This is a genomic window from Bradyrhizobium sp. Ai1a-2 (assembly GCF_000426245.1).
Classification (GTDB): domain Bacteria; phylum Pseudomonadota; class Alphaproteobacteria; order Rhizobiales; family Xanthobacteraceae; genus Bradyrhizobium.
On sequence record NZ_AUEZ01000096.1, the window covers coordinates 1 to 22989 of the forward strand.

General features: G+C 59.7%; 19 protein-coding genes and 4 pseudogenes. 10 read left to right on the forward strand and 13 right to left on the reverse strand.

What is annotated here, in order from left to right; all coding sequences use genetic code 11:
- The 3 genes and pseudogenes from K288_RS54520 to K288_RS47790 form a co-directional block, all read left to right on the forward strand.
- Positions 1 to 246: hypothetical protein (locus K288_RS54520; protein WP_043161734.1), on the forward strand; the 246-nt coding region annotated here is incomplete at its 5' end.
- 331 nt (positions 247 to 577) lie between these two features.
- Positions 578 to 1231: pseudogene (locus K288_RS51255) on the forward strand (HipA domain-containing protein); the annotation flags it as partial.
- Between the two features lies 1 nt (position 1232).
- Positions 1233 to 1837, forward strand: a pseudogene (locus K288_RS47790) (glycine betaine ABC transporter substrate-binding protein); the annotation flags it as partial.
- A gap of 491 nt (positions 1838 to 2328) precedes the next feature.
- On the opposite strand, the gene K288_RS0137400 reads toward K288_RS47790, so the two are convergent.
- Both K288_RS0137400 and K288_RS0137410 read right to left on the reverse strand, forming a co-directional pair.
- Positions 2329 to 2631 (reverse strand): HU family DNA-binding protein, encoded by a 303-nt coding sequence (locus tag K288_RS0137400; RefSeq protein ID WP_027584096.1) that lies wholly within the window; start codon positions 2629 to 2631, stop codon positions 2329 to 2331.
- 716 nt (positions 2632 to 3347) lie between these two features.
- Positions 3348 to 3584 carry a hypothetical protein gene (locus tag K288_RS0137410; protein WP_210164442.1) on the reverse strand — a complete coding sequence of 79 codons (237 nt, stop codon included), beginning with the start codon at positions 3582 to 3584 and terminating at the stop codon, positions 3348 to 3350.
- Positions 3585 to 3779: 195 nt separating this feature from the next.
- Here K288_RS0137410 and K288_RS51260 point away from each other — a divergent pair.
- A pseudogene (locus K288_RS51260) lies at positions 3780 to 4081 on the forward strand (DUF2285 domain-containing protein).
- Between the two features lie 424 nt (positions 4082 to 4505).
- Here K288_RS51260 and K288_RS0137420 read toward each other — a convergent pair.
- Both K288_RS0137420 and K288_RS51270 read right to left on the reverse strand, forming a co-directional pair.
- The gene (locus K288_RS0137420) at positions 4506 to 4805 is read right to left on the reverse strand and encodes a hypothetical protein (RefSeq protein WP_027584098.1); all 300 of its coding nucleotides are present in this window, start codon (positions 4803 to 4805) and stop codon (positions 4506 to 4508) included.
- A 741-nt stretch (positions 4806 to 5546) separates the two neighbouring features.
- The gene (locus K288_RS51270; RefSeq protein WP_084800027.1) at positions 5547 to 5840 is read right to left on the reverse strand and encodes a helix-turn-helix transcriptional regulator; all 294 of its coding nucleotides are present in this window, start codon (positions 5838 to 5840) and stop codon (positions 5547 to 5549) included.
- A gap of 403 nt (positions 5841 to 6243) precedes the next feature.
- Here K288_RS51270 and K288_RS0137430 point away from each other — a divergent pair, with 403 nt between their 5' ends.
- A complete protein-coding gene (locus tag K288_RS0137430) occupies positions 6244 to 6501 on the forward strand; it encodes a DUF2285 domain-containing protein (RefSeq protein ID WP_043161743.1) in 258 nt (85 codons plus the stop codon).
- A gap of 7 nt (positions 6502 to 6508) precedes the next feature.
- On the opposite strand, the gene K288_RS0137435 is transcribed toward K288_RS0137430, so the two are convergent.
- Together K288_RS0137435 and K288_RS0137440 are read right to left on the reverse strand one after the other, a co-directional pair.
- Positions 6509 to 6712: a hypothetical protein gene (locus K288_RS0137435; RefSeq protein WP_027584101.1), complete on the reverse strand. Its 204-nt coding sequence runs from the start codon at positions 6710 to 6712 to the stop codon at positions 6509 to 6511.
- 448 nt (positions 6713 to 7160) lie between these two features.
- Positions 7161 to 7715, reverse strand: coding sequence for a GIY-YIG nuclease family protein (locus K288_RS0137440; RefSeq protein WP_027584102.1), 555 nt, complete (start codon positions 7713 to 7715; stop codon positions 7161 to 7163).
- A gap of 727 nt (positions 7716 to 8442) precedes the next feature.
- Here K288_RS0137440 and K288_RS0137450 point away from each other — a divergent pair.
- The 3 genes from K288_RS0137450 to K288_RS0137460 all read left to right on the forward strand — a co-directional run bounded on the left by K288_RS0137450 (position 8443) and on the right by K288_RS0137460 (position 12878).
- Positions 8443 to 8634, forward strand: coding sequence for a hypothetical protein (locus K288_RS0137450; protein WP_027584104.1), 192 nt, complete (start codon positions 8443 to 8445; stop codon positions 8632 to 8634).
- A gap of 369 nt (positions 8635 to 9003) precedes the next feature.
- Positions 9004 to 10824: a recombinase family protein gene (locus K288_RS49915; RefSeq protein WP_160169052.1), complete on the forward strand. Its 1821-nt coding sequence runs from the start codon at positions 9004 to 9006 to the stop codon at positions 10822 to 10824.
- Between the two features lie 662 nt (positions 10825 to 11486).
- On the forward strand, positions 11487 to 12878 hold the full coding sequence (locus K288_RS0137460) for an FAD/NAD(P)-binding protein (RefSeq protein ID WP_027584105.1): 1392 nt from the start codon (positions 11487 to 11489) through the stop codon (positions 12876 to 12878).
- Between the two features lie 74 nt (positions 12879 to 12952).
- Here K288_RS0137460 and K288_RS0137465 read toward each other — a convergent pair whose 3' ends face one another.
- The 3 genes and pseudogenes from K288_RS0137465 to K288_RS0137470 all read right to left on the reverse strand — a co-directional run bounded on the left by K288_RS0137465 (position 12953) and on the right by K288_RS0137470 (position 15997).
- Positions 12953 to 13789 carry an ABC transporter ATP-binding protein gene (locus K288_RS0137465; RefSeq protein WP_051334958.1) on the reverse strand — a complete coding sequence of 279 codons (837 nt, stop codon included), beginning with the start codon at positions 13787 to 13789 and terminating at the stop codon, positions 12953 to 12955.
- Positions 13786 to 14590 (reverse strand): annotated as a pseudogene (locus tag K288_RS51285) (ABC transporter permease). The gene K288_RS0137465 and the pseudogene K288_RS51285 overlap by 4 nt, the downstream one beginning before the upstream one ends.
- Positions 14591 to 14593: 3 nt before the next feature.
- Entirely contained in the window at positions 14594 to 15997 is a 1404-nt protein-coding gene (locus K288_RS0137470; RefSeq protein WP_027584107.1) for an ABC transporter substrate-binding protein, read from the reverse strand.
- 485 nt (positions 15998 to 16482) lie between these two features.
- Here K288_RS0137470 and K288_RS0137475 point away from each other — a divergent pair, with 485 nt between their 5' ends.
- The gene (locus tag K288_RS0137475; RefSeq protein WP_244443409.1) at positions 16483 to 17175 is read left to right on the forward strand and encodes a Crp/Fnr family transcriptional regulator; all 693 of its coding nucleotides are present in this window, start codon (positions 16483 to 16485) and stop codon (positions 17173 to 17175) included.
- Here K288_RS0137475 and K288_RS0137480 read toward each other — a convergent pair whose 3' ends face one another.
- Genes K288_RS0137480 through K288_RS0137495 form a run of 4 tightly spaced genes read right to left on the reverse strand, consistent with a single transcriptional unit; the run spans position 17176 to position 20430 of the window.
- A complete protein-coding gene (locus K288_RS0137480) occupies positions 17176 to 18138 on the reverse strand; it encodes a HEAT repeat domain-containing protein (RefSeq protein ID WP_027584109.1) in 963 nt (320 codons plus the stop codon).
- Position 18139: 1 nt separating this feature from the next.
- A complete protein-coding gene (locus K288_RS0137485; protein WP_027584110.1) occupies positions 18140 to 18373 on the reverse strand; it encodes a ferredoxin family protein in 234 nt (77 codons plus the stop codon).
- 17 nt (positions 18374 to 18390) lie between these two features.
- Positions 18391 to 20127 carry a fumarate reductase/succinate dehydrogenase flavoprotein subunit gene (locus K288_RS0137490; protein WP_027584111.1) on the reverse strand — a complete coding sequence of 579 codons (1737 nt, stop codon included), beginning with the start codon at positions 20125 to 20127 and terminating at the stop codon, positions 18391 to 18393.
- A gap of 9 nt (positions 20128 to 20136) precedes the next feature.
- Complete coding sequence (locus K288_RS0137495) at positions 20137 to 20430, reverse strand: gamma-butyrobetaine hydroxylase-like domain-containing protein (RefSeq protein ID WP_027584112.1); 294 nt, start codon at positions 20428 to 20430, stop codon at positions 20137 to 20139.
- A 1935-nt stretch (positions 20431 to 22365) separates the two neighbouring features.
- On the opposite strand from K288_RS0137495, the gene K288_RS0137505 reads away from it, so the two are divergent.
- Positions 22366 to 22872, forward strand: coding sequence for an avidin/streptavidin family protein (locus K288_RS0137505; RefSeq protein WP_051334960.1), 507 nt, complete (start codon positions 22366 to 22368; stop codon positions 22870 to 22872).
- The last annotated feature ends 117 nt before the right edge of the window (positions 22873 to 22989 follow it).

Sequence of the window (22989 nt, forward strand, 5' to 3'; positions counted from 1 at the left end):
GAATCCGAGGCGACACACTCCGGTGAGAAACGAGATTGTTCGTTCGTTATGTACAGTGTTTGTCGGAGCAAAGGCGCCCAAAGCGCTGGCAAAGTCAGCGCGTCGGCCTCGTCCGAACAGGAGGCAATGCAGATGGGAGATATAAAGTTCGACCGTGATGGCAACTTGATCTCTCAACTCCTGCTTTACGTTGTTCTGCTGCTTACTGTTGGGTCTCTGATGATTGCTGCATGGCAGACTACTTGATGATTGAAACCAGTCGCGGCGAGTTGCTGGAGGCTTTGGTCGAGCGCCATAATGGGGAAATCGGGTTCGGGCGTCGGAACATCGATCCTCGTTAGAAGACGTTCCGGGGCGTTGCAACAGAGCGTAGATTCAAATCGACGTCCGCACTTTGTACGAAAAGAACCGATCTGAAGCTGAGACGACACGAAGAGCGACGAGATTGTTCGTTGTTGCTACCGTGATCGTCGGAGCAAGGGCACCCCAAATCTGGCTTCCGTCTGCGCGACCAAGCCGGGCGCAAGCTGCCGATCAGTTGCCCGCACTATTGCCTGCCGCAGGGGGGTAAGCGCGCTCAGAACAAGAGGGCCGTGCCGTTCGCACCCTCGCGGAAAGCGACTACCTGCTGGGCGTCGCCGACGAGAGCCGGCTAGGCGCGCTCCATTTCCGCTGGGTCGGCGACGACGTTTTCCAGGCACCGACCCGGGCCGGCGTTCCTGCCCTGATCGAGCTCGGCCGGTCGCTCCAGATCACCGAGCGGATTCTCCGGGATGAAGAAACAGATGAGGATCTCCAACTCATCTTTGCCCCCGGTTCTTCTCTCGGCGGCGGGCGCCCGAAGGCCTCGGTCATTGACCAGCATGCTCGCCTCATGCTGTCGCGGCGCTTCGATCGCGACGGCGCGATCCGCATCTCGTTCCTGTCGGCGATGGCGATGATGGGCGCCAAGGACGGTGAGCGCGGCAGCTATCCGGAGATCGTCGATGCCCTTGCTCAACACGGCGCACAAGGGAAAACGGATGTCCAGGCCCTTTATCGGCGCGTCGTCTTCAACGTGCTGATCTCCAATGTCGACGATCACCTCCGCAACCACGGTTTCCTGTGGCTGGGAAAGGCAGGATGGTCTCTCTCGCCGGCATACGACCTCAATCCCGTTCCAACTGATCTCAAGGCCCGGGTGCTGTCGACGAAGATCGATCTGGACGAGGGCACGTGCTTGCTTGATCTGCACGCTGTGGGTCAACCAGTTTCACCGCACCGACCTGCCGCCGCGCGAAACTTTGCTCGCCGAGTTGAAGGAGATCCTGGCAAAGCAGCACATCACCCTGCTCGGCGCGCTCGGTTTCGAGAACGCCTATGCGCTGGTGATGCCGCGGCAGCGCGCCGATGCACTCAGTATTCACTCGATCACCGACCTGGCCGCGCACGCGCCGACGCTGTCAATTGCGGGCGACTACGAGTTCTTCTCGCGCCCCGAATGGACCGCCCTGCACAAGGCTTACGGCCTCTCATTTCGCACACAACGACAGATGCAGCCGGATTTCATGTATGCGGCCGTGGCGAGCGGCAACGTCGACGTCATCGCGGGTTATACCAGCGAGGGGCGGATCAAGGAATACGATCTAGTGACGCTGGCCGATCCCAAGCACGCGATCCCACCCTATGATGCGGTCCTGCTGCTGGCACCGCTGCGGGCGCATGATGCGGCGTTGCAGACGTCGCTGAAGCCGCTGCTTGGCCGGATCGACATCGCGGCGATGCGCGAAGCTAATTTGCGTGCCAGTGGCCGCGATGCGAACTCCTCGCCCGCCGCGGTGGCCGTTGGCTGTGGCAGGGGTTATCATCGGAGCGTCTCGCTCTGGCGGCTGCGAAGGTCGCCGGCATCGAGCCGATGCGGCCGGCGCTCTGGTTATCGCCGGCGGGGTCAACAAGATACCGCCAGCCTCCAGGTCGGCTTGATCGTCGATTGCACGGGCATCGTTAAGGATCCGCGGGCGACCAACAATCCAGTGATCCATCGCCTCTTTGAGCAGGGCCTGGCACGAGCAGACGCCCTACAGTTCGGCATCGACATCGCGGATGATTGCGCCGTAATCAACCGGAACGGGACTGCTTCCCGGCGTCTGTTCGCGGTGGGCCCCTGACCCGCGCCGCGTCTGGGAGATCGTCGCGATTCCCGACATCCGCAACCAGTGCGCCGAGTTGGCGGCGCGCGTCACGGCCGGCAGCGATCCGATCGTCGTTCCGCCCCGGACTTAGCGCCGTTGAATGGAGAAGCGTCGTCGCCGACAGCGTCGATGCCCGCAACGCCGCTGTAAGGACCAGCTATACCGCGACTGCGTCTTTGGCAACCTTGAGCGGTGACGCTTTAACCGATTTGCTGGCAGGCTTGGCCGCGAATTTCATCGGCTCCTTCGTGAAGGGATTAATCCCCATGCGGGCCTCGGTAGCAGGCTTGTTCACGACCGACATTTTTACGAAGCCGGGAACGACGAACTCACCGGACTGATTCAATTCCTTGTAACCGACAGTCGCCATCTCCTCGATGACGGCCTTTACGTCAGTCTTCGATAGCTGCGTTCCTTCAGCAATCGCGTCAATTACCTGGTTCTTGGTCATCTTGGCCATGATTAACTCCTTTGAGAGGCGCAGAACGGTTCATATCCGTGAACTACGCCGATTCCCTAATGTTGTTCGAGCACGGCATTGCCGCGAATCGCTTTCCGTTCACGCCGAGGTCATGACGCGACGGGCTTAAAACCTATCGGAAGCCAAAACACAAGGATCGGTTTGATGTGCTTCCGGCATTGTGGAATGAGATGGAATGTCCAGCGGCAGGCGGAGCGCTCGCAGCAGTCCTCACTCGGGTGCTTTCGATGAGACAAGTACGATGCAATTCTGACGTGATAATGCGCGGAAGCGCAATATAAAGCTACTCTGTTTACCTTCGACAACGACCTCAACCGTGCCGAATATCAGCCAATCAAGTTTCATCGAACAATGATCCACCGCGGATGCAGCGATGTATACTCGCTGAGATTGTCGGCGAGCGGATCTATCCACACGACAAACTGCAGCCGGTGAATGATATTGTCGAAAAGATGCGGAGATGGGCGGCGGCGATCAAGGTGAGGCCTTGGCGACAATCATTGACGCGGCTTCCATCCTGATTGTCGGCGGCATCTGCGGGGTACCGCAGGACGCCTGACGTAAGGGGTCGAATCGGAGACGACAGCTCCTCCCGGCTTGGTGGTTCCTCTCATCACGATCGGGCTTGCAGCGTAAACGCGTGCTGATCTTCCTCCGGCTGGTCGGGGAGATTTTTTTGCATACATTGACGAATTTCAGAGCTTCACAACGCTTGCGCTCGCGAACATGCTCTCGGAACTGCGCAAGTATCGGGGTGGGGCCGGTCGGGCATCGATACCTGCATCAACTCGCTCCAAATTATTCAGCACGCCGTTCTCGGCAACGTCGGGACAATCATTTCCTTCCGAGTCGGCGCCGAGGACGCGCCGTACCTTGCCTGCGAGCTTCAGCGCCGCATTGACGCGATTGCTTTCCTCAACCTCGAAGATCACCACATGTCCTCAAGCTTATGATCGACAACATGCCGAGTCGGGCCAACCAGCGCGGTGTTTCAGATGTCGCTGTACAAAGCACGTCGGGTGATGTGCTCCAGCCATCGGCATCGCCAAAACTATTCCACTATCTGAGAGTACCTCGACGGCAACGATCAACTTCGTTGCCTCTAACACTGCATGGGAGACTTTTCAGTGCGGGAACCGCTACTCGATCCGACCGTCGATGACATTGCGCCATCGGGTGCGGGGACCTGACCGTCTATGATGAAGAGCATTTGGCTACATACTGGCGACTGCTTGAAGCCGAAGCCGAGGGTGTAGATTGGCGCGAGGTAGCACGCGTTGTTCTTCACGTTGATCCTTCCTGTGAATGGGATCGGGCTCGTCGCGCTTTTGAGAGTCACCTCGCCCGAGCGAAGTGGATGGCAGAATACGGTTATCGACAGCTGCTCGGGGCTGGTGCTCGGTGCTCGAATTCCTATCCAGCGAGATGATCGCGCACAGTTGCTTCGCCGTAAAGCGGAAAGCGAATGCATCCTCGATCGTCACCGTGAGAGTGTCGCGGGCAATCAGCTGGGCAACTGGCTGCCTCGACGAACGTACGTGTTGGATGTGGCGCGGCTAGCTCGGGAGGAGTTTTGGATCAACGAGGAGCTCGATATGCTGCGAGATGTTCTTGGCTGCCTTGCAATGCTCCATTCGATTGCGTCGTAAATCCTCAAACGACACGCATCGAGATACCGCTCAACGCTCGCGCAAAAAAGTGGGGCGCGCCTGCTCGTCTCTCGCCGACTCTTCGCGACATCGCAGGGCACGAGATGATCGTCGGGCTTGGCACTGCCGGGAGCCTTGAAAGCACTATCGATCGCTCGGATGATACCAAGGCAGCCTAGCTGCCTCGGCATCGGCACTCAACAATTACATATTTCGCCAGTGGTGTTTTGAATATGGCTCAGATGGGATTGCCGGCGACGAGGCCCCGGCTTTCTCCTGGGCGGCGTCATTGATCGCGTCATCAAGTGGCACAAAACGAACATCGGCAACGAGCGAAGGCTCCTCATACGGAAGATTCATGCGAGAATCCCGGTGATCTGTCTCTATCGCAGACAGCAACTGATCGGGCCGCCTGCTGAAATCCAGCAACGGGAAGTCATGGGACGCGGCGCGCATAAAGTCAGGGCCGCTACGCAACGCGAACTCGCCACACGGAAGATCCATGCGTGTCTGCGGGAGACGCGCCCTGCTCGCCGGCCGGCGACGGACTGCCCTGCGAACTGTCCCCCTCGTTGGGCGAACCTGCCCTCCTTAGCGCGGTTAGCTGGTATGTCCATTGCATCGTCCTGCCGGTTCGTCCGCTCTTCGGGCATTCGTGGCAAAGCCTTCCGACACCGTTGAGATCCTGGACGACCGTTTGAGAACCGCCACAGTCCGTTTCCGATTGTCCGAGATGGCAGAGCCAGCATGCGAGAAGCTGAGGAGATCCTGTGTCACGAAGAGAGGTCGAGCAGATTAGCAGGCGACAAGAGTGTCAGGGTTGCAATGCAAGCGTCGTCAAGCTGAGAACCCGTCACAACGTTTCGGGTTGGCTCCGGAAGCAAGTAGCTGTTTCTATAAACCGCTCGTACCTGGCAACGGCTATTCGCATTTCAGCTTGACATTATGGCGGCGCCTCAACTGGCGGCGCCATCACCGCCTGACCCGGCATGCACCTGGGAGACCGAATTCGAAATATCCAGACCGACCGTCGAAATTGGCTGCCTCAAGCGGCTCCCGGCGGTATTTTGCCCGCAGCCGCCCGCATGCCATCAAGCCAGGCAAACGATCTGAGACGATAGAGAGGGCCAAACCCGCAGCCGCGCTCGACACCACAGGACTCGCACCGGATCATCGATGATACGAACGCCGGTTACGAAGATCGACCGACCAGACGCAGCACAAATCGTCCCGAAGTCAGAAGTATCAGTCGCGCAGGACACCCTTCCCGCGAGATCGGCGACCCGGCTTTCGCCCTTTAGGCAAGGTTTTGGGACGCCTCGCACCTTTGGGCGGTCGAAGAAAGAGCTCGGACAGATGAACGCCGAGCGCTTCGGCGATGCGACCGAGAAGATCAATCGTCGGATTTTCCGATTGCCGCTCGACGCTGCCCATATGGGAGCGGTCAATTCCGGCCTCATAAGCCAATTTCTCTTGCGAAATGCCGCGCTTCACACGGATCCGACGCACATTCCAGGCCACAATTGTACGAGCTTTCATGTGCCAAGCATACCATTCGTTCACGCCGTCAAACCACTGGCTATAATCCAACTATTGAGTCAGGACTTTGTTAAATCTATCCCCGCACACGGCATCGTCGAGATTTCCTGAGACAGGGTTAGGTCGCCAAATGCGCAGGGCCTCAGGGTCGGATCGCGGCACACACCAAGGCGCAAGACTGAGAATTGCGCAGCAGCTTTTTGGGGACCGGCAGCGTAGCGAACCTGGAAACCAAAACTCGACGACCCTATCTCGCCTAGGCGGGAGCGCCTTAAGTTCTCCAGCAAGGAAATCCATCGATTATCCCCATGAGTGAGCCGTGACCTTTGCCGGGAACCGGCAGGAGAACTATAAAAAACCCACAATCTCCAGTAATCTTTCTCAGCTAGAGCCGGAGATTGCCATGCTACTCAACACCGCACCGAGCGATCCGACCTTGACCCCATATGACCGCGAGCATGCTGTTACCTATATGCGCCTTCTGGATGCGGATGCGGACGGCGCCGACTGGCGGGAAGTTGCGGAGATCGTCTTGCATATCGATCCCAAACGCGAGCCGGAACGCGCCCGCCGCACCTATGACAGCCATCTCAACCGCGCGAGGTGGATGAGCAGACACGGTTATCGGCAGCTTCTGCAGAGTGGCTGGCCTAATCCTTGATCAGACCTCACAGGAGGGCTTCCGCACGCATGGAGAAGGCCGTGTAGTGCTGCGCGGCCTTGATTGACTTTCGCCGATCCGGATCATTCCTGACGTCGTCAGGATCAACGAGAAGGTGCTGCAACCGCGCCGGGCGCCTGGCCTGCACGCGACGAAGCCGTGGCAGGGTCGCCGGCTTTGCCCGATCGGTCCGGTAAAGCTCCCTCGGCATCGTCGCTCCTTGCGCCCGAGTTGTCGGCGTAGCGCAATGCGCGGCCACGTCCTAGGGACCTCGAGACTCCGATCACGATGTGCACCCCGGATCAGCGAGGGCTTTGATCGGAGTAGCGCCGTCATGAAAAGATCAGTACTAACTTGAGCCGAGGTCCGTGATCCAGCATTCAGCACCTCTGGCTTCGACTGCAGCCGCACCAGCTCGCTCCCTTGCCGCATCAAGGCCGAGAACCTCGCATGAGCGGCAGGACTCCGATTAATTTTCCTTCTCGCATGTAAAATCCGGCCTTGCTGGAGGAAAATTGCTCGGACACCTGCTTTTTCACCATGACGACTTTCGTCTGCATGCATCTCCATTTTGAACTCTATTCATTGTGAGGCCTCGCAACTCGGCGACATGCGCTTCGCATCAAGCCTAGCAGTAATATAAGGCGCTCTGCCCAAGGTCATGCAGCGCTTCTGACATTCCAGGGCAAGCTGTATTTCCGGATCAGACCAAATTCCAAACCTGCACTGCCGTGAACGGGCAAACCATTCCATTCGAAATTAGGTGGGATCGCAGTGTAAATGTGAACGTGCGGCACGGACCTAAGCTCGCTTTTAAGCATTTCGTTGAGGCGTAGATTGGTTATCTGCTTGGGGCCGGGTCTGCCATAGAAGTACAGCCTCTTCGCAAGACCAATAGTGGCGATGCCCACGTAGAGCACGGTATCGGCCTTCGCGAAGGCGTAGACACCCGCCTCCTTCGGAAGAGGGCAATCCAAAATCAGCTCGGAGCCTTCGGACAGCATCCAGCGCGCCGACAATACAAACCCGCCAGCCAACAACTCGGCCACCGGGAGCAATGATTTGGTTTGACGCCCTTCATTGTTTCCCGCTGTGCCGCTTGCGCCGCGTACGACGTTGTAAGCGTGTTGATAGCGTATGCCCAACCGTCGAGCGATCTCGGTGGTGCTCAGCCCTTCCGCGGCCAAAAGCCGTATCTGATCGGACGTGGTCAATTTAGGCACTGGTGATGAAAACGAATAGTCGAATGGCTCTATCCAAGCTCAACCTTTAATCGCAGTCAACCGCTACCACTGTGCGTTACCACAGCTTCATTTCGATGCCGCTCGCGATAAGCATCAACCATCGCGGTCGTTACGTCTTGTGGATAGCAGTTCAGACCTGCACCACCGGGCCGCGAATAGGCACTCTGATGTGCTGTAATCATACACTGTCTCGAATCAATGAGCCGACCTTCTAAGAAACACCATTCCGTGCCGCAGGCCCAACTTCGGAATTTCTCTGCGGATACGGAGCGCCGTTTTCTTTACGTGCTAGACAAGCAAACGGATCGTTCGTTCCGAACCTCGATCCTCAACTCTTGCTCAGAGAACGACTTCAACACGGTCAGTCTCGGCGCCAGCAAATGGAACTTCGAAGATTTATTCCAGGACGTCGACGCCCGATTGGCTCGCCTGATTGCGGAGATCCTCTCGCGCAAGTCGATGGTCTTGCTATCCTTGAGCTTCACTAGCAAACCAGCTTCTCCACGCATTTCGCCAAACTTCCGACCTGCGCATGAATCCTCCCATCGGGAGCCTCTACAGCCGACCAGGAGGCGGACCATGATCCTTTGCCGGCAAGCAACGAGAGCTCCGTTCTGTTCAGGAGGTGGAAGCTGTGGCTCATTTGCACTAGGCGTCGATCTGAAGGGTCGCTAGGGATCATCGTCAGCGAGGGGCGATGAGCGTCGAAGGATATCAAGTGTATTTGAAGAACGGCGACGGTGCCGTCAGGGTTGTCGTTTCCTCCGCAAAGCAGGCTCTCGCCAAGGCCAATGAACTGGCCGAATCCGGGAACGAGGTCCAGATCAAGGACCTTGCCGGCAGGATCATCGACACGGCGACGATCGTTGAACGCGCCGCGCACGAATAGATTGTTTGTCCCCAGCGTCGTTGGCTCAAAGCGAATAAGCCCGGTCACGAAGCATCCGTCGTAACCGGGGACGGCGAAAGCGCGTTCTGGACGAAGATCGGCGGCGTCTGGCCGCACGACGACAGCAAGGGCTTGAACTAATCGCTCCACCCCTTGCCAGCCGGCTGGTTATCCTCGAGCGCAAGACTCCAACGACTGACGGTCGCCAGGCCCAACGGCTCTGTGCGATTCCTATTCCAGAGCAGCGGCGAAGCACGCTGGCGCGGCAAGGGAAGCGATCCTCACCGATGGCCGAAGGCCGCTGAGAGCTGATGACCCGCAATGTCCAGGGCTCTTGCCCCACCTTGGACAATGGTGTGGGGCATTTCCGTGTCCGATCATCTCGGGATCAAAATCTACTCGACTGAAAACCAGCGAAACGCGATTTCCGAGTATGCGGAGCAGCACGGCTACGATGTGGTCGCATCCTACATCGACGCCGGCAAGAGCGGTCTTTCACTGAAAGGCAGAGACGCGCTGAAACAGCTGCTCAGCGATGCTCTTGCGACGCCGCGCGCCTTCGATGCCATCCTGGTTCTTGATGTCAGCCGCTGGGGTCGGTTCCAAAACCCCGACCAGGCCGCTCACTACGAGTTTCTATGCCGACAGGCCGGCGTGCGTGTCGTGTACTGTGGCGAACCGTTCGGGGAGGATGTCGCTCCCATCACAACCATCGTTAAGCACCTGAAGCGGGTTATGGCGAGCGAATACAGTCGCGAACTTTCCGCAAAACTATCGCGCGCGCATCGGCAGCAAGCGCAACTCGGCTTCCGCCAGGGCGGCGGTCTGCTCTACGGCTTCAGGCGGCTACTCGTGGACGCCGAGCGAAAACCGAGACAGCTCCTGAAGGGAGGCGAATACAAGGCCCTCAGCAACGACAAGGTGGTGGTGGTCCCGGGACCAGCCGAAGAACTTGAGGTGATCAGGCGCATCTTCAGGCTCTACACACGTGACAAATTGTCCATTTATGAGATTACCCGGCGTCTTCTGAAGGCGGGCGTGAGGGGCTACGGCAGCAAGGCCCTTTCAGAGACGACCATTCGCAGGATCCTCGCCAGCGAACTGTGCTTGAGGCGGATGACCTACAATGTCACGACGAAAAGGTTGCAGGGCCACGCGATAAAGAACCCGGAGTCGACGTGGACGCGTGTTCAAGCATCCGAACCGATCGTGTCGCCGGCACAATTCCACAAGGCGCAGGAGCGTTTGGCTGTCGGTAACCGGCCTTGGGACCGAGAGAAGATCCTCGCCTCGCTGAAGAGACTGCTTGAAAAGAACGGGCATCTGTCCCAACGGCTGCTCAACAGCACCGAGGGCGCTCCGTCCGCTGACACTGTCGATCGCCACTTCGGCTCACTTTGTGCTGCCTACGCCGCAGCCGGCTACGATCCCACGGCCAGGATGTTCTTTGGAAACAACGGTAGATATTGGACGGAGGGGGCGGTCATCATGGGGCTGCGGCAGCTTCATGCCGCAAAGGGCCGGATCTCGAATCGGCTTATCGAGCGCTGCCCGGACTTGCCATGCCCGAGGCATATCCGCCTTCGCTTCGGCTCTCTGGCGAATGCACTGCGCAAGGCGGGCCTGCACGCACCAACCCATAGCGAGATACAGCGCGACGGGTGGAAACGCAGGAAGGATGACGGCGGCGACGACTATATTCTTGGCGTCCGCTGGAGCGACGCCGAGCTTCTGCAGGCCTTGCGCCATCTTCACGCCAAGTATGGCTACGTAACGCAGAATCTTCTCGACTCGGACGAGCATACGCCCGGCGCCTATCATTTCGTGAAGCGATTTAGCTCGTTCACCCAGGCGAGGACGTTGGCCAAGCTACCGCTTGAGACGCATTCGCAAATCATGCTTCGCGCCTGCCAGCGCAAGCGCGAAGGCAAATCAGTCAGTCGGCAGCGGCGCCATCCGGGGCAGCGTCCCAAACTGGGCTATCGCACGGATGACCTTTTGCTGGGGCTCAAGCGCCTCGTGGAGCGCGAGGGCGCCATTTCCGCACGTCTGATCAATGATGATCCCGGCTTACCCTGGTCGGCGACCGTGGCTCATCATTTTGGAAAGCTCTCCAAGGCCTATCGGTTGCTCGGGCTGGTCCGCCTGGAGGCGAAGCCTGCGCGATTTGGACTTCCACGCAGTAAATAGAGGATGTCACCTGTCGATCTCCATAAGCAACGGCACGCGGCCGGTGCCCTTCCAAAGGAAACCGATTAATCTAAACGGTCGATGACGGGGTCGGTTTTCGGTGCTCGAGCAAGACAAGCGACCAACGCTTCACCGCCGCGAAGCAGAGGAAACCTCGAGTTCGCGGTGATTGCGGTCCATGCACGGGGAATGAGATTTCAACGGTGACTTCATCAAGGCAATTACTCTCTTCAGAAGTGCCGCAGAACAGCTCATCGTTTTCAAACTTGCGCTCACCGTCGACATTCAAACGCGAGCGGCGCGAAGGCATGATATCGTTAGAAACGAATTCCTGGTGCGAAGGAGGGTCTATGCGTCGGATATCTTCCTGGCTTCATTCCCTCAGTGGACCGGTTCAACGGTTCCAGGCAAAATGTCGCAAGCTTGCGCGACCTGATCGAACCGACGAGCACGAAGACCCGTACGAGTTCTTCTTTTTCGGCCCTCACGGCTAGAGACTTTCTCCCCGTATCGACCCCGCTGAGTAAAGCGGACGGCTTTCCTGAGGTTTGGGCGTCAGCACTCCATCCCTGCCCCTGACGTCGCGTATCGACTTGCAGTCAAAGGCATGAATTGCCGGCGTCGCACGCCTGGTGTGGCCGGCCGATCAGTGGAGTGGCAGCATGACGGGCCTCCGTAGGCGGCACATGATCATCATCGGTGGTGGCGCTAGCGGCGTGCTGCTAGCCTATCAGCTGTTACATCAACCTCCCCGCGATCTCCGCATCACCCTGATCGAGCAGCGCCCGGATATCGGCCGAGGCATCGCTTATCACACCGGCAATCCCGATCACCTGCTCAATGTGCGTGTCGCGAACATGAGCGCGCTGCCGGACCAGCCTGATCATTTCTGGGACTGGCTTAGCTCGCGCGAGCTCGATGTTCCCCTGTGTCCGGATCCCTATTGTTTCGTGCCGCGACGCATCTATGGCGACTACATCGCGAGCTTGCTCGAACAGCACACGTCCGATCCGGCAGACGTGGAGCGCCTTTCCATCGTTCGTGGGACTTGTGTCGATATCAACGAAGGCCAAGCTGGGGTGACGGTCACGCTCGACGATGGTCAATCGCTGGCCGGCGCTGCCGCCGTTCTTGCGACCGGACATGACATGCGCGCCAGCCGAGCGGGTTATGCGGATCCGTGGGCGCCGCCGTCGGCCGCGCCGGTTGACGCCGATGCGACAGTCCTGCTCCTTGGCACGGGACTGACGATGATCGACTACGTGCTGTCGCTGTTGCGCGACGGGCATCGAGGGCCGATCATCGCGATGTCGCGGCGCGGCCTGCTTGCAAAACCGCATCGGCGTGTCGATGCCCAGCGCATTGACGAAGCCGATGTGCCGTTTGGCGCCAGCATCAGCAAGCTGCTTCACTGGCTCCGCAGCCGTATCGCGCGGAATGCGGCCGAGGGGGGTGACTGGCGTGGCGTGATCGACGGCCTGCGGCCCTACACCCAGCGGCTGTGGCACGAGCTTCCGCAGGCGTCCAAACGCCGCTTCCTCGAGCACGCTCGCGCCTGGTGGGATGTGCATCGGCACCGGATGGCGCCGGAAGTCGAGGCCCGCGTGTCTCAAGCAATCTATGCGGGGCAGCTCAGCCTGTTGGCAGCCAAGGTCATCAGCGTCGCGCCGATCGACGACGGAGCCCGCATCCACTATCGCCGGCGCGGTGATACCAGGATCCTCAACATGCAAGTGGGCGCCGTCGTCGATTGCACCGGCATCGTCAAGGATCCGCGCGCCACGCCAAACCCGGCAATACGCGGCCTGTTCGAACGCGGCCTGGCGCGCGTCGACCCGCTCTGCATCGGTATTGAGACAGATCGCAACTGTGCCATCATCGGCCGCGATGGCGAAGTCTCGCAACGGCTCTTTGCTGTGGGCCCGCTGACGCGGGCAGCGTTCTGGGAGATCATCGCGATTCCCGATATCCGCAACCAGTGTGCCGCTCTCGCCGCCAGGCTCACCGAGCCGACCGGCTCTCGTCGAGCAGAGCCGGAGCGGGTCCGACCCTAGCTGCTGGCGCCCGTCAGAGTGAATGGCGGCCACGCGAGCCAGATAGCGACGCTAACGGAATCTCTCACGCATCCCTACCTGATCCCAAGCGGACTCAAGCGAGCCAGCGGCTCCGGGCTATCCGGCTGTCTGAGGAGATCGAGGATCCGGCGCTTCAGACGCACAAAATCCGGCTCGGTGACAAGCTCGGCCCGGCGCGGCCGGCCGAACGGGAGGCGGATGTCCTCGATGACCCGCCCCGGTCTGGCGCTCATGACAATGACGCGGTCAGAAAGAAACAGCGCTTCTTCGATATCATGCGTCACGAAGATGGTCGTCGTTGGGATTCTCGTCCAGATGTCGAGCAGAACCTCCTGCATCATGCTGCGAGTCTGCGCATCCAGTGCGCCGAATGGCTCGTCCATCAACAGCACACGTGGCCGGTTGATCAGAACACGCGCGATCTCGACACGCTGCTGCATCCCGCCGGAGAGTTGCGAAGGATAGAAGCGCTCGAAGCCTTCGAGGCCGACCAACCGCAGAATCTCGTCAGCGGCCTGATACCGCTCGCTCCTGCCCACGCCGCGCATCTTCGGACCGAACGCGACATTGTCGCGAACACGCTTCCACGGGAACAGCGTATGTTGCTGAAATACGATTCCGCGATCCGGACTCGGACCAAGTACCGCCTGGTCATCCACGGTCAGACGCCCGCGCGTTACCGGCAGGTGGCCCGCCAAAGCACCGAGCAAGGTGGATTTGCCGCAACCGGATGGGCCGAGCACGCAAACCAGTTCACCCGGCGCGATCGCGAAATCGAGATTACGGACAGCCTCAAAGGCGTCAGCGCCATCGCCCAGCGAGATCGATATGCGCTCGATGCCGATACGTCCGACAGATCTCGTCGAAACATCAGATATCCGAATATTCATCGTGCGACCGTCGGCTGCCGCCACGGCATCAGATAATGTCCCAATGTCGTCAGGAGCCAGCTGCTGCCCATGCCAAGCATGGCCGATCACGAGCATGCCGACAATGATATCGGCATAATTTTGAAGCGTGTAAGCCTCCCACGTGTAGTAGCCGATGCCGAATTGGCCCGAGATCATCTCGGCTGTGACCAGGCAGAACCACGATGTACCCATGCCGATGGCGAGCCCGGTAACGATGCTCGGCGCAGCGCCCGGCAGAACGATCTCACGCAGAATGGCGGCAGGCGTACCGCCAAGACTGCGCGCGGAGGCAACCAGCCGGCGGTCGATATTCGCAACGCCATGCACGGTGTTGAGAATGATAGGAAACAACGCACCAATGAAGGTGATGAAGATCATCGACATTTCCGAGGATGGAAAGATCAGGATCGAGAGGGGTATCCAGGCCACCGCCGGGATCGGCCGCAACAGCTCGAGCGGCGGCAGCAACAGGTCGCTCGCGGCGCGCGAGCGGCCGATCGCAAAGCCGAAGCCAATTCCCATCAGCACCGCTGCGCCGTATCCCGCAAACACCCTCCATAGGCTGCTGCCGACATGCGCCATTAACTTTGGCGACTTGAGCAGCACGATCGCGGACTGCAGGACTTCAGTCGGTGGTGGCACATTGCGGAATGTGACGAAGCCCAGGCTCAGGTGGAGGGCTGAGGCGAGCTGCCACAGCACGATGCAAGCGACGATCGAGAGACCCCGAACCAGCCAGCGTGCCCACGGCACCTGGCCAGCGGTGCGTGTGGCTGTCATTGCTCACCGGCTCGCGACGAGGGATTTCCGCGCGCCGGCATAGTCCGCCACTACGCCACCATGCGCCTTCGCCCACCTTTCCGCCCCATCCTTGAGCAGGAACGCACTAAGCTCGCCCTTTGGCGACCGCACAAACCACGCCTGATTGGCGAACAGCTTGATGCCGGTCTCGCGATCCTGGGCATAGATGACGCGAATTGCCTTGCCTTGCTTCTCCAGGGCTGCAAGAGCCGTCAAAGCGCTCTCCGGTGAACTGAAGTGCTGAACGAGCGGCTCGTCCTTGATCCAAATCTGAGCGACACGGCCAAAATCCGTGATCTTGGCGCCAGTCGTCGCATCCTGGGCCTTCAGCCCAAGCTGGTCGTAGCTCTTCAGCCGCGCTTCGTAGTCACCGCCGGCTTCCGCAACTGCCGCCCGGACGTATTTGTCGGTCACGAACTGATTGATGTCGAGGTCGCTATCGGTGCGCTTCAACAGCTTCAGTGTCTTGATCGAGGTGGCCACGGCCTGGCGATATTCGGGCTTCCAGGTCACGTCGCGGGTCTGCAGGCCGAGCGGTCCATGGAACAGATAGACGACCTCCGCCTCGATACCGGTCACCTTGGCGATCAGATCGCTGTATTTCTCCGGTTCGTTCGCGATCAAGCGATCCGCCTCAAGTGCAGCGCGCAGGTAGGCAACGACGATCTCCGGATACTTTTCCGCGTAGTCGGCATCGACCAACGCGCCGTGAAACGTTGGCGCATTGGCTTGCGAACCATCAAAGATCTTGCGGGCAAATCCGCGCCAGGGGAACAGTTCGGCAAACGGAACGAAATCGGCGTGCGCCTCGATCTTGTTGGCCTGGAGCGCGGGACCGGCGACTTCAGGCGCCTGGGTGATGATGTGGACGTCGGTCTCGGGGTTCCAGCCCTCGGCTTCGATGGCGCGCAACAACATGCCGTGTGACGTCGATGCGAAGGGTACCGAAATCGTCTTGCCCTTGAGGTCCTTGATCGATTGAACCGGAGAGTTCGAGGGCACTACGATGCCGTTGCCGCTGCCTTTCGTGCTGCCGGACAGGACACTGATGAAGAGGCTCCGGCGGCCCGCCTTCTGGAACGCCACTCCGTTGAGCGAACCTGGAAAATCCGCCATCGCGCCAAAGTCCAGCTTGCCGGCGACCATTTCGTTGGTCAGCGGGGCGCCGCTGGTGAAGTTCTTCCATTGGATGTCGTAGGTGACATCCTTGTACTTGCCGTCATGCGGTAGGAATTTCTCCAGCAACTTGAGCTCGCGAATCAACAGGCCGCCAGTCGCGCAATTGATGGTGGTGTCCTGCGTCCCGACCGCGACCCGGATGGTTTCGGCCTGCGCTATCGCGGTTAGGCCAAATAGAGCAAGCGCGGCGGTGGCTGCTGTCTTCATAAAGTAAAGCGAACGCATCGGCCCGTCTCCAACGAACGATCGGCGGCCAGCAGCCACCGCAAAACGCAGGACCGGACTATCGAGCCGACACCACGGCAACAGAAGCAATTACTTGCATCGCGCCGGAGAAGTCATTCGCTGGCGGATTCCAGTCGCGGCACGCAGCAAGCGCTTCAAATGATTTTCTCACGTCAGGCGGATCGGCAGTAAATCCATTCCAGCGGAATGTCGTTCCCGCGTCAGCTTTGCTAAGTGCGTTGACGGACATTCAAAGAAGTGGACTTCGCCATCTCCTCACACTTAGCTAGGGGACGATAGCGCAGGACATCCGGGCCGCAATGACCACAATCAAGGAAGCTTCCGAAGGCTACTCACGCTCTCCGATGGTGCAAACAGGCATCTCCGGGAACGGTAGCTATCGAACAAGGGATAGCCTTGCGGTCCCCTGCGGGCCGCGAGCGACAGCCAGCGACTCCGCATTTTTCATGAGCGAGAGCATCGACGGCCTCAACGTCGGCGCGCAGTTCCTGGATCGCTTGTCCGCCGAACAAAAGGCCCAGGTCCTGGCCGCAGGACGCGCCGTTTTCACCGCGCAGGGCGAAATGGTATTCAGCCAGGGGGAGCATCACAGCGGCATTTTCATCATCAGGAGAGGGCAGGTCCGTGTCTACTACACTGCGCCATCCGGCCGGGAGATCACCCTCGCCTACTGGACGCCTGGCCACTTCATCGGTGGTCCCGAGATCTCCGGTGGCGGTCCCCACATGTGGTCCGGCGTGGCAATGGAGGACTGCGAGATCCTGGCCTTGTCCAGCCCCGCGCTTCAACGAATGCTGGCCGAGATGCCGGCTTTCACACTGGCGTTGATCGATGGGCTCGTCGCCAAGGGCAAGTGCTATTCATCGATGGCGCAGATGCTCGGCACCCGCTCGGTAATCGAGCGGCTCGCCCAGTATCTTTTGAATCTCGCCGAGCTGTACGGACTCGCCGACGGCGACACAGTCATCATCAACCGAAAGGTCACGCATGACCAGATCGCTGCGATGGTTGGCTCGACCCGTCAGTGGATCACCATGATGCTGAAGCGGTTCCAGACCAAGCGCATTATCGCGATCGAAGACGGCGTCATAAGGATCAGGCGGCTCGATCTCCTCGAGGACATCCTGTTCAAGGAATAGTCAGCCGCTGCCAATCTGCCCAAGCGCCCAGATCACCGTCTTTCGAACGTCGGGATCCGCGTCACCGGTATGCCGCGTGAGGGCGTCGCGCGAGCGTGGGTCGGCGATATCACCGAGCGCCGCGGCGGCATCCTTGCGCAACGAAGGCAACTCGTCGTCAAGGAAGGCAACAATAGCTTCGACCTCGTCCCGAACGCGCAACCGGCCAAGATTTTGCAATGCCTTCTGACGAACTTGCCAGTAGCCGTCGGCGAGCGAAGCAATCAGCGCGCCAGCGGCTGACGCCTGACCGATCCGCCCAATCGCTTCCGCCGCAGCAGCCCGGACCTGCCACTCTGGATCCGAGAGCGCGGCTGCCGCGGCCTGAGCTCCGACCTCGCTCCGAGCGAACGACAGCGCGTTGACGGCCGCAAGCCTGACATCCGCAGATTTGTCTCGCGTTGCGCTGATCAAGGATGGCAGCGTTTCAGTCTTCTTGAGATAACCGATGACTCCCACGGCCTGCACACGCACGGCGGAATCGTCGTCACCGAGTCCTCTGATCGCGGGACCGAGCGATGCATCGACCTGGAGTGCCTTCAGTGCCCGAAAAACCGCCGCGCGCACAAAAGCGGCCGGGTGAGTGACTAGCGGCAAGAGGACGCTACTCGCCTCGGGATCGCGGAGTTCGGCAAGGCTGTCAGCGGCCGCGCGGGCGACCTCCGCCACGGGGTCGGGTACGGCGCCGATCAGAGCCTTGGCAACCTCAATGCCGTCAAACTCGCCAAGGGCCTGCGCGGCCTGCTGGCGGACCATCGGTTCAGCGTCGAGAATGGCACCCGCCAGCAACGGAACCACCTCGCCACTCGACATCTCCACGAGGTCAAGCACCGCCAGCCGGCGCACCGATGGATCTTCACTCGCCAGCCGCTCAGCAATCTCTTCGAGATCGCCGAACGCTTCAAATGGCTCGAACACGGTCATGTCAGCGTAACAGATAGGGAATGTTGACCGTCACGGCGCCGGTCGGGCAATCGGTCTCGCAGGGCATGCAGTACCAGCACTCGTCGTATTTCATGTAGGCCTTGCCGGTGAGATCGCTGATCCGGAGCACATCCAGCGGGCAGACGTCGACGCAGACCGTGCACCCTTTGTCGGCAATGCATTTGGCCTCGTCGACGATCACTGGAACAGCGGTTGGCGTATGAGCAATTGGCATGAGACGTCCGCTTCTCTCTAGGCGTGCTGCCGGATGCGCTGGCTGTCGTAGGCCGAGCGCTCGGATTCGTCGATTGGCACGATATAGGGCGCGACCGGCCGCTTCTCTGCGATCATCCGTCCGTCCCGCTTGCGCAGGATGCTGTGGCAGAGCCAGTCGTCATCATTCTTCTCGGGATATTCGACGCGGTGATGATAGAGCCCCCAACGGCTCTCAGTACGAAACAGCGAAGCAAACGCCGCCATTTCGGCACAATCCAGGATCGACGCCGCTTCCAGTGAACGCATCAGTTCGTGCGCGTCACGCACCACCATCGCGCTCTCCATATCCTCGCGGATTTCGGCGAAACGCGCCTGCCCCAACTTCATTTTCGCGGTCACTTTCGGCGGCTGAAGATAGTCATTCACGAAGCGTCGCGTCTTGTATTCGAGCTGGTTTGGCGGGATGCCGTCTTCTCGCCGGGTCGCGGCCAGCACACGTTGCTGCTCGCGCACGACATCGGCGGCGTTATAGTCGGCGAGGTCGATGTTGACCGCAACTTCCGCCGCGTGCTCGCCCGCCACCGCCCCGTTGGTGAAGGCGCCGAGCATGTAATTGTGCGGGACGCTTGCCATATCGCCGGCCGCATAGAGACCCGACACCGTGGTACGTGCAAATTCGTCGACATAGACCCCCGAAGCGCTGTGCCCGGAGCAAAAGCCGATCTCGGAGATGTGCATCTCGATCATGCGTTCACGGTAGTTTGTCCCGCGATTCTCGTGGAACCTGCCCCGTGACGGTCGCTCGACCTGATGCAAGACCGCCTCGATCTTTCCGATCGTATCGCTGTGCAGGTGATTGAGTTTCAGGAATACAGGTCCCTTGCCGGACTGCAGCTCGCTATAGAACTCCTGCATCATCTGTCCCGACCAGTAGTCGCACTCGATGAAGCGGTTGCCTTCGCTGTTGGTGGTGTAGGCTCCGAATGGACCGGCGACGTATGCACAGGCGGGTCCGTTGTAATCCTTGATCAACGGATTGATCTGGTAGCATTCAAGGTTCGCCAACGCGGCACCGGCATGGTAGGCCATGGCATAGCCGTCGCCGGAATTGGTGGCGTTCTCGTAAGTGCCCCAGAGATAGCCCGATTGCGGCAGGCCCAACCGGCCGGCGGCACCGGCGCACAGGATGACGGTCTTCGCACGCAACACCAGAAACTCGGCATTGCGGGTGTTGACGGCGATCGCGCCGGCGATCTGCCCATCGCGTCCAGTCAACAGTCGCGTCGCCATGTAGCGGTTCGAGATCAGCACTTTCTCGCGGCGCAATTGACGATAAAGCGCCTTCTTGACCGTATCGCCGTTCGGCATCGGCAGTACGTAGGAGCCGAGATGATGAACTTTCTTGACGTCGAAATCACCGTTCTCGTTCTTCTGGAACTTGATGCCAAAGCCATCGAGCTCCTGGATGATTTTAAAGCAGCGTGATGCATATTTGTACACCGGCGCCTGATCGCAGATGCCGTCATTGGCGATCGTTATCTCCTTGGTGTACTGCTCCGGCGTCGCGTAGCCTGGGACGACCGCGTTATTCAGCCCGTCCATGCCCATCGCGATCGCACCAGACCGCTTGACGTTGGCCTTCTCGAGCAGAACGACGCGCGCGCCCGGACTGTGACGCTTCGCCTTGTAGGCCGCCATCGGCCCAGCCGTACCCCCGCCGATCACCAGCACGTCGCAGACGACTTCGGTCAGGCCACTTTTGATCTCATCCATGTTGCGGCCTCAGGCAGACTGCTGTCCGGCGAGTTCGCGCAAATACGACCACGGATAGATCCCGCGGTCATGCCCATCGGAGAAATGGAGCCGCAGGGCGTAGTTTCCGATTGGTTCGATCGCCGCGATGTGCAGATCGGTCGGGAGCGCCAGTTCAATGTCCTCGATCTGGCGACGGATTTCGCTAGCCGCGCGACTTGCCCGGCGCAGCGCCCCCGCATCGACCTGTCGGGTCCCGCAATCCGGCCAGGTCACCGCAAGTATGGTCGCGTCATCGCATAGCTCGATCTGGGTTGGTTGCACGTCCGGCTCTCCACTTTGCCGCGCTTCTAGGCCGGCCAAGCTCCCCCAGCACGCAATAAATTGCTTTCATGCCCGATCGGGATCAGATGGTCGCGGGCTGTCAGCTTCCCATCGTAAGGCCGGTCTCGCAAGCTCGACGCGGCGGCCCAGCAACCCCAGACGCAGAAACATGCCGCAGCAGCAGAGGACGCGAGGCTGAACAGGCTGCTACTTCCGAAGCAAATTAGCAGGTCCGCTAGGATGAGGTGACACGGCCGAAGCGAGGTTCATCGGCAAGGCGATGCGGAGTCGCTCTTGCAAATTCGGCGTTGTCGAAGAACACCAGCGGGATGGTCGCGCTCAATGGTAAGCACCCCATTCCTCGCATAGCATCTTTGAGTCTGGGGTCCACCTCACTATTCACCGATTCGCGGCTGGGGCGTCCTCATCATTTGCTGTGCTTTTTTGAGCGCACTTGGCGCATTGGTTGCACCATCAGGCTGGGGGATCGCACCCACGACGTGAAGAACGTCGGACGAAGAGTGGCTGTGCGAAATCGTCATAGAAATGAAGATTTAGGCGGCCTCATCCGGGTCTATGGGCTTCGGAGAAGATGGCGTTCAGGCGTTCGCCGACTTCGGAATCGAAAACCAGGCCCCTATCAGGCGTGCGCGCAGCGCATCGCCCCCAGTGAAATGGCACCCGGAGAGCGTGAGCATAGCGACCCGAAGATGGGCACGCGGGTCCGAGTGCAGCGACGAGACCGGTTTAACAGCGGCCCCCGGAAACGGGGCAGTGATAGCGATCGCCGAAGGCGAGCCCCTTTTCCGAGAGCCCCCGGCGAGGAGCACAACAGTACTTGTGCGAGGGGACCGTTAGCGGGAGGCCGAGACGCAGACTCGGTGAGCGCAATTCATAGGGCCCGGTCCGCGATCAGCGGACGCGCCATGCCGCCGGCGCGTTCCCGCTAGGAAGTCGCAGGAACGAAACGGTGGACTCCTGGTCCAGGGGGTTCAGCCAAGCTTTCGTGGAGGGAGTCCTGGTCGCCGTCTTCACCTTCTATCTTCTCAGCCCGCCGCAGGGCTCTCAGATTCGAGACTGCCCAGCCCAGCTCTATGCCTTTGAGCAGTCTCGCGCTGCCTAAAATCAGCGGTGATGCGGCGGGCCTAAGATCTCGCGACTTCCCAAAGGCCGCGCCTCAACCCATGGGCTGAACGGAGGAAAGCTGGATTGCTCTGTCCGTCATTTTTCATCACCTCCGAGAGCGTTTCTCGTAACGGTTATCTCGGTTTCGGAACGGGCCTTAGACGATGCGCGCGCCTCATGTTGGCCCTAAACCAACGGGCGTCATCTTCCTTCCACGCGCTATCGGCGCTCAACCGTCGCATGCCCATGACGGTCCGATCCGTACCAACTATAATCTACTGCTCGGACAGAATTTTCTCTAATTTCATTCCAGCCAAGGGGGCCACGAGCCGAGATTGAAGCGATGCCCCCCGCGAAACGTGCCAAGGTGACAACGACTCTGCCGGGCCTTTCGACAGCGGCCACATCCGGGACAAGCTCAGCCGAGAGCAGAGACTTCCTCTGCGGACTTGGCTTGGACATCGACTCCATTAACGTGCATCTCTGCGAGCTTCGCTGGCACACGGCCGGAGAGCTCAGCATTACCGGCCACAATGGATGATCCTCACGGCCTTGGAGGATCTCGACAAGGCGATGGTGTCCCGTTCAATTGATGGCACGGCAGCTGCAACAGCACGGCAACACCAGTGTGCGATGCGGTCGCGCGCTGTTCTGGTTACCGCGGCCCCTCCCTCATCGAACTGAAGTTTAAAGAGCGGTCCCTTTGCAATTCTAGCTAACCGCGAAATTAAAATTTATTACCCGTTTAAATTGCTGACAGCCACGTTTATAAGCAGCCAGCTCCGCTTCTGGAGCGATATGGAGTCGGCAATGTCTCAAGCAAACTGGAAATTGGCGAAATGGATCGGCGCGGCTTGCCTCGGGCTGCTACTGGCGGGACCGGCAAAGGCGCAACCGCTCTGGACCTGGACCAACCAATACGGCTCGACTCTAGCGGTCAACAGCTACAACCAGAGCACAGGCGCGATTTCCGGCACCTATACCAACAACGCGAGCAATAGCTGCGATGAAGGCGCGCCTCAGGCCATGACAGGCTGGCTCGCCCAGACCAATAACGGCACGGCGATCAGCTTTTCAGTCAACTTCGTAGGCTGCGGCTCGACTACCGTGTGGACCGGACAGCTCAATGCTGCGTCGGGCTTTCAGGGCCTTTGGCTGCTTTCGCTCGCCGAGCCGGTAGCATGGAATGGCATCAGTGCCGGGGCCGACATCTTCACTTTCGCTAATGGCGACAAGTCGAAATTGACGTCAGTTGGTGGCGAGGCGGCCATGGGCGGCGCAGGAGAGAAGCTCTCGAACACGAAGAATCGCAAATGACATAACTAGCCAGCGTGACGACGTTTCGAACAATGTCGTCACGCTGTCCACCTTCATTGCATGGCAAACAGGCCCAATGCAGTGCGCAACCTTACGGCGCCTCCGAAACACCCGGCT